The following is a 6,173-nucleotide window of genomic DNA, read 5'->3' on the forward strand; positions in this document are numbered from 1 at the left end:
AGCTTCCGCCGTCCCCGCACCGTCCGATCCTTGCGGATCTCGAAGGTCATTGCACTCCCCAACTGGGATGTTGCAACGATCCCTAGAACCCAAGCGGGGCCCGGGAGGCCTTCGACGACGGCCTCGCGGCTTGCCCCGCCACCGCCCACCGGCACCGGCCGCCGCCACCCGCCCTCCCCCGCGACCGGCTGCCCGACCACGCCGCGCCGATGGCCGAGGGGATCGCCGACGCCACCGCCCGCTGGCGCGACGGCGACGTGATCGACGTCCCCGCCGCGATGTGCCGCCTCTCCACCGCCGTCACCGCCCGCTGCCTGGTCGCCGGGCACGAGCGGGCCGGCTCGCCGCCGCCCGGCGCCGACCGCCTCCCCACCCCCGGCAACCGTCGCCTCCGCCACGCCCGGCAGGACCTGCGGGAGTTCACCCGGCGGCTGACCGCGGACCACCGCGCCGCCGGCACCGACCGCCTCGACCTGCTCCCCACGCCGCTCGCCGCGCCGGACGAGGACGGCCGGCCCCCGTCCGGCGCCGAGGTCCACGAGCGGCTCGCCGCCTTCCTGCCGGCCGGCCCGGAGAGCACCGCCGCCACCCTCTCCTGGGCCTGGACGCTGCTCGCCGCCAACCCGGCCGTCCGGATGCGGCTGCACACCGAACTCGACACAGTCCTGGACGGCCGCCCCGCCCGCCTCGAGGACCTGCCCGCGCTCCCGCTCACCGCCCGGATCGTCAGCGAGACCCGGCGGCTCTACCCGCCGCCGTGGATCCTCAGCCGCACCGCCACCACCGACACCGAGCTCGGCGGCCACCGCGTCCCGGCCGGCGCCACCCTGCTGTACAGCCCCTACCTGCTGCACCGCCGGGCCGACCTGTTCCCCCGCCCCGACCGCTTCGACCCAGACCGCTGGCTCACCACCGCCCGGCCCGCCCCCGGCACCCGGACGCCCTTCGGCCTCGGCGCCCACCGCTGCGCCGGCGACGCCTTCGGCACCGCCACGGCCGTCCTCGCCATCGCCACCATCGCCGCCCACTGGGCCATCACCCCCACCCCCGGCCGCCCCGTCCGCCCCACCCGCGGCCCCTCCCTCAAACCCCGGCCGTTCACCGCGACGCTGTTCCGCCGGGTCCGCTGACCGGTGCCGGGAAGCGCGGTCCCCGGCTTCACCGACCCGGGAGCCCGGACGTCACCGACCCGGGTTGCCCGACGTCACCGACCCGGGAGCCGACCGGCGGCCGGTGACCGGGCTTCGGTACTGTCCCGGCGTGGCCGGCCGCACGGGCGCCGGCCGGAACCAGGCCGCTCGACCGGGACACCACCAGACCATGAACGCTCGCACCCCACGGGGCCTCCTGACCGGGCTGCTCCGCGCCGTCCGGACGTATCCGCGCCGCTCGCCGCTGACCTTCGGCTACGTCCTCCTGCTCCTGCTCGGGCACGTCTGGGTCGAGGACCTGCTCACGGCGGAGCGGGCGGACGCGCTCCGCGACCACATCAGCACCAACCTCGACAACCTGCACGACCACCCGGTCACCGCCCTGTTCGGCAGCGCGCTGCTCTTCGACGGCACCCTCACCGAGATCCTCACCACCGGCTTCGGCGGCACCCTGATCACCCTCGGCCTCGGCGTCTGCTGCTGCCTCGCCTGGACCGAACGGCGCTTCGGCGGCCCGCGCGCCGCCGCCGTCTTCCTCGGCGGGCACATCGCCGCCACCCTGGTCACCGCCGCGGTGATCCTGCTCTCCCTGCGGCAGGGCTGGTACCCGGAGAGCGTGCGCCAGGCCTCGGACTACGGCATCAGCTACGGCGCCCAGACCGTCCTCGCCCTCGCCACCCTCGCCGTGCCCCGCTGGGCCCGGCTGCCCTGGGCCGCCTTCGTCGTGGCCTGGCCGCTGTCCGGCGACGGCGAATGGCCCGGCCCCCTGCCGGACTTCACCACCGTGGGCCACCTCCTCGCCGCCGCCCTCGGCTTCGCCCTGGCCGCCGGCGTCGCGCTCACCGCCGCCCGCCGGCGCCGCGCCGGGTCCCTCGGCCCGGCGGACCTCCACCGGTGATCGTCCGCACCGTCCTCGGCGTCCGCGGCGCCCACCCGGTCGGCGCCGTCCACGCGGTCCGTCCCGTTCGCGCCGACCGCGCCGTCCCGCCGGGGCGCTGACCCCGCGTCAGCGAGGCGGCCGGCGGTCGGCCGCGATGGCGGTGAGCAGCCGCTCGATCTCCGCCAGCCGGCGCCGCAGGTCCTCGACGTCGCCCCGGGTGGCGCCCTGCTCGTCCGGCTTGAGGGCGACCAGCAACTGTCCGTCCGGCTCCAGCCGGGCCCGGGCGACCTCGCCGAGGCCGTCACCGTGCTGGATCCGGATCGCGTGCTCCAGCTCGGACGGGCGCAGCGCCAGGCTGCGCAGTGCCCCGGGCACCAGCCGGCCGTCCTCCACCACGGTGGTGGCGGTGCCCTCCAGCAGCCGGGCGGCCTTCGGGTCGCGGGCGAGCCAGCGGGTGACGGCGGAGTTCACCGCGATCAGGGTGACCGCGCCGACCACGCCGCCGAGCAGGCTGTCGTCGTTGCCGATGACGGCGTTCTGCACCACGTTGGAGAGCAGGAGGACGACCACCATGTCGAAGGTGTTCATCCCCGCCAGCCCGCGCTTCCCGACGAGCCGGAACAGCACCAGGATCAGCGCGTAGACGGCGATCGTGCGGAGCACCTTCTCCACGATCGGAATCTGGACGGCCATCAGGTCGTGCCACACTGCCCCGCTCCTCCCGCCTCGGCTCTGGGAACGGGGCCGACGCTACGCCACGGTCACCGCTTCGGCCTGCCGCGCCGGGCCGCCGCGCCCCGCCCGCCGGTTTTGGCTCCGCCGGCCTTCTGGGTCCCCGCCCGCTGCCCGCCGGGCTTCTGCCCGCCCGACTTCTGCGCACCGCTCCGCTGCCCGCCGGCCTTCTGCTGCGGCTTGCCCCGGCCGGCCGCCGCCTTCTTCGGCTGCGCCTCGGGCGCCGCCTGCCCGGCCCCGCGCCCGCGCGAGCTGTTGACCGTGCGGCCGCGGACGATCCCGATGAACTCCTCCACCAGGTCCGTCGTCCGCTCCTGCGGCCAGGCCAGCGCCACCTGGGACTGCGGCGCCTCCACCACCGGCCGGTAGGTGAGGTCCTTGCGGTGGTGCAGCCGGGCCAGCGACTGCGGCACCAGGAGCACGCCGACGTTCGCCGCGACCAGCTCGATCGCGTCCTCGGTGCGGTCCGGACGGGCGATGGCGGGGCGCCCGGGGAGGGTGTCGGCGGTGAAGCCGAGGGTGTCGTCGAGCGGGTGGAAGACCAGCTCCTCGGCCAGGTCGTCCAGCGGGACCTCCTCGGCGGCGGCGAGCCAGTGGTCCTTGGGGAAGACCACGACGGTGGTCTCGGTGTAGAGCGGGATCGCGCTCAGCACGTCCTTGTCGACGGGCAGCCGGACGAGTCCGGCGTCCGCGCCGCCCTCGCGCAGGGTGCGCTCGCCGTCGCCGAACGGCACCGCGAGGAGCTCCAGCGGAACGTCCGGGAGCCGCTCGCTCCAGACCCGGACCCATTTGCCGGGGGTCACGCCCGGGACGTACACGAGCCGGAAGGAGGGGTTCACCTGCATGTCTGTCACAGGGCAAGGCTACCGACCGTGACCGGAAGCGCCCGCGCACTCCCTTACCCTTGTCTCCATGACATCGCTCAAGCAGAAGACCAGCCAGACCATGAAGCCGGCCACGGCGGCCAAGAAGCTGGGGATCTACCTCGACGCGGCGCCGACCGACTTCCAGGAGGGCGTGGTCTCCCGCGAGGAGCTCAACGCGCTGCAGTCCGAGCCGCCGCAGTGGCTCCGGGACCTGCGCCAGAACGGCCCGCACCCGCGCCCGGTGGTCGCCGCCAAGCTCGGCATCTCGATCTCCGGTCTCGCCCGCGGCGGCGTGACGGAGGCGCTCACCACCGAGCAGATCGAGGCGATCAAGGCCGAGAACCCGCTCTGGCTCCAGCACGAGCGCGCCAACCAGGTGGACCTCCGCAAGGAGACCGCCCGGATCAAGGAGAAGCACGAGAAGGAGGCCGCCGCCAAGGCCGCCAAGGAGGGCAAGGCCGCCCAGGCCCGCTGACCCGTCCTCCACCGCCCGGCACGGCGGCGCTCCGGCGCCGGTGGCCGGGCCGCTGCACGACGATGGTGCCGGCGTCCGTTCCGACGGGCGTCGGCACCGTCGTGTGCGGGCCCGCCGGACGAGGCCGTACGGCTCCGTCCCGGCCCCCGGCGGCGGCGCGGCCGGCACCGGCCCCGGGTGGAACTCCCCTCCCCCCGCCGCGTATTGACCGCGCCGCCGGTCGCTCCGAATAATCGGCGGGATCGGGGCGCCCCACCGGCCTCCCGTGCCGCACCGACCGCACCGGACCAGGGGGACCAGTGATCGAGCAGCCTCAGCACGCCGGACTCGCCGCACTCGCGGACGAGTTCTTCGCCGCCGAGAACACCCACAACCCGTTCGAGGCGACCCTCAGCGGGGTCGAGGGCTACGGCCACCTGGTGCCCGACCCGTCCCGCGCGGCCGCGCACCGGCACCGCGAGGCGCTGCGGGGCTTCGCCGGCCGGCTGGCCGCGATCCCGCTGGACGCGCTGGCGGGCGAGGACCGGATCACCCACCGGGTGCTCGCCCGGCTGATCGACAACGGCATCGGCGGGATCACCCACGGGCTGGCCGAGTTCAGCGTCTCGGCGACCATCGTCGCCCCGCAGAACGAGGCCTTCACCGCGCTCACCATGACCTCCGTCGACCAGGAGGGCGCCGACGCCTTCGTGGAGCGGCTCGCCGCCCTGCCCGGCTACTTCGACGCCGTCCTGCGCCGCACTCTGGACGCCGCCGCCGAGGGCCGCCGCCCGCTGCGCAGCGGGGTGGACGCCGCCGTCGCCCAGCTGGACGCCCACCTGGCCACCGCCCCGGCCGAGGACAAGCTGCTGCGGCCGCTGGCCGGCCGCCCGGAGTTCGAGCGCGCCCACACCCTCGTGCGGGACGCCGTCCGCCCGGCGGTGGCCCGCTTCCGGGCCGGGCTGGCCGAGCGGCTGGCGCCGGGCGCCCGGCCGGACGACAAGGCCGGGGTCTGCCACGTGCCCGGTGGTACCGAGGGCTACGCGGACGCCGTCGCCCGCTTCACCCGGCCCGGCCTCACCCCCGAGGAGGTGCACCGGACCGGTCTGGAGGCCGTCGAGGCGCTCCGCGAGGAGTTCGCCGAGCTGGGCGGCAAGGTGCTGGGCGTCACCGACCCCGCGGCCGTCCTGACCGCCCTGCGCGAGGACCCGGCGCTGCGCTTCGGGAGCGCTGCCGAGATCGTCGCCCTGGTGGACGGCGCGCTGGAGCGGGCCCGCCGGGCCTCCGCCGACTGGTTCCGCCCGTACCCGATCGCCGACTGCGTGACCAAGGAGATCGACCCGATCGAGGCGGAGACCGCGCCGCTGGCCTACTACCAGCCGCCGGGCCCGGGCGGGCTGCCCGGCACCCACTGGATCAACACGCTGCGCCCGGAGACCCGGTTCAGCTACGAGTACGAGGCGATCGCCTTCCACGAGAGCGTGCCCGGCCACCACCTCCAGCTCGCCGTCGCCCAGACCCTGCACCACCTGCCGCGGTTCCGGCGGAACCCGAGCGGCCAGCTGACCGCCCACGTCGAGGGCTGGGGCCTGTACACCGAGCGGCTCGCGGACGAGATGGGGCTGTACGGCTCCGAACTGTCCCGGTTCGGCATGCTCTCGCTGGACGCGCTGCGGGCGGTCCGGCTGGTGGTGGACACCGGCATGCACCACTACGGCTGGTCCCGGGAGCGGGCGAAGGCCTACCTGCGGGCCAACACCGCCACCACCGAGGCCAACGTCCGCAACGAGATCGACCGTTACATCGCCTGGCCGGGCCAGGCCACCGCCTACCTGATCGGCCGCCGGGAGATCGTGCGGCACCGGGAGCGGGCACAGGCCGTGCTCGGCGCCCGGTTCGACGTCCGGGAGTTCCACCACCAGCTGATCGGGCACGGCAGCCTGCCGCTGGCGGTGCTGGAGGAGCTGGTGACGGACTGGATCCTGGAGCACTAGGTGTACTGACCAGTGAGGTTGGGGACGCGGCTGGCGGGTGGTTTGCCTGCGAGTGCGGTGTGTCCGCGGTGGTGATTGTAGGTGTGGAGCCAGTCG

At 75.4% G+C, this 6,173-nt stretch carries 6 protein-coding genes and 1 pseudogene; 4 read left to right on the forward strand and 3 right to left on the reverse strand.

Annotated elements, in window-relative coordinates; translation table 11 throughout:
- Positions 1-209 precede the first annotated feature (209 nt).
- Both ACIQI7_RS38815 and ACIQI7_RS38820 read left to right on the forward strand, forming a co-directional pair.
- Positions 210-1,130 carry a cytochrome P450 gene (locus tag ACIQI7_RS38815; protein WP_401119563.1) on the forward strand — a complete coding sequence of 307 codons (921 nt, stop codon included), beginning with the start codon at positions 210-212 and terminating at the stop codon, positions 1,128-1,130.
- 190 nt (positions 1,131-1,320) lie between these two features.
- On the forward strand, positions 1,321-2,049 hold the full coding sequence (locus ACIQI7_RS38820; protein WP_401119566.1) for a rhomboid-like protein: 729 nt from the start codon (positions 1,321-1,323) through the stop codon (positions 2,047-2,049).
- 108 nt (positions 2,050-2,157) lie between these two features.
- Here ACIQI7_RS38820 and ACIQI7_RS38825 read toward each other — a convergent pair whose 3' ends face one another.
- Together ACIQI7_RS38825 and ACIQI7_RS38830 are read right to left on the reverse strand one after the other, a co-directional pair.
- Positions 2,158-2,739 carry a DUF421 domain-containing protein gene (locus ACIQI7_RS38825; RefSeq protein WP_401119569.1) on the reverse strand — a complete coding sequence of 194 codons (582 nt, stop codon included), beginning with the start codon at positions 2,737-2,739 and terminating at the stop codon, positions 2,158-2,160.
- Positions 2,740-2,792: 53 nt separating this feature from the next.
- Positions 2,793-3,617, reverse strand: a complete 825-nt coding sequence (locus tag ACIQI7_RS38830; protein ID WP_401119572.1) for a LysR family substrate-binding domain-containing protein — start codon at positions 3,615-3,617, stop codon at positions 2,793-2,795.
- Positions 3,618-3,675: 58 nt separating this feature from the next.
- On the opposite strand from ACIQI7_RS38830, the gene ACIQI7_RS38835 reads away from it, so the two are divergent.
- Together ACIQI7_RS38835 and ACIQI7_RS38840 are read left to right on the forward strand one after the other, a co-directional pair.
- Complete coding sequence (locus ACIQI7_RS38835; RefSeq protein ID WP_401119574.1) at positions 3,676-4,104, forward strand: DUF5997 family protein; 429 nt, start codon at positions 3,676-3,678, stop codon at positions 4,102-4,104.
- Positions 4,105-4,403: 299 nt separating this feature from the next.
- Positions 4,404-6,077, forward strand: coding sequence for a DUF885 domain-containing protein (locus ACIQI7_RS38840; protein WP_401119576.1), 1,674 nt, complete (start codon positions 4,404-4,406; stop codon positions 6,075-6,077).
- Here ACIQI7_RS38840 and ACIQI7_RS38845 read toward each other — a convergent pair.
- Positions 6,074-6,173, reverse strand: a pseudogene (locus tag ACIQI7_RS38845) (IS481 family transposase); the annotation flags it as partial. The gene ACIQI7_RS38840 and the pseudogene ACIQI7_RS38845 sit on opposite strands and share 4 nt — an antisense overlap.

It is taken from the genome of Kitasatospora sp. NPDC092039 (assembly GCF_044756065.1).
In the GTDB taxonomy this organism is placed as follows: Bacteria; Actinomycetota; Actinomycetes; order Streptomycetales; family Streptomycetaceae; genus Kitasatospora.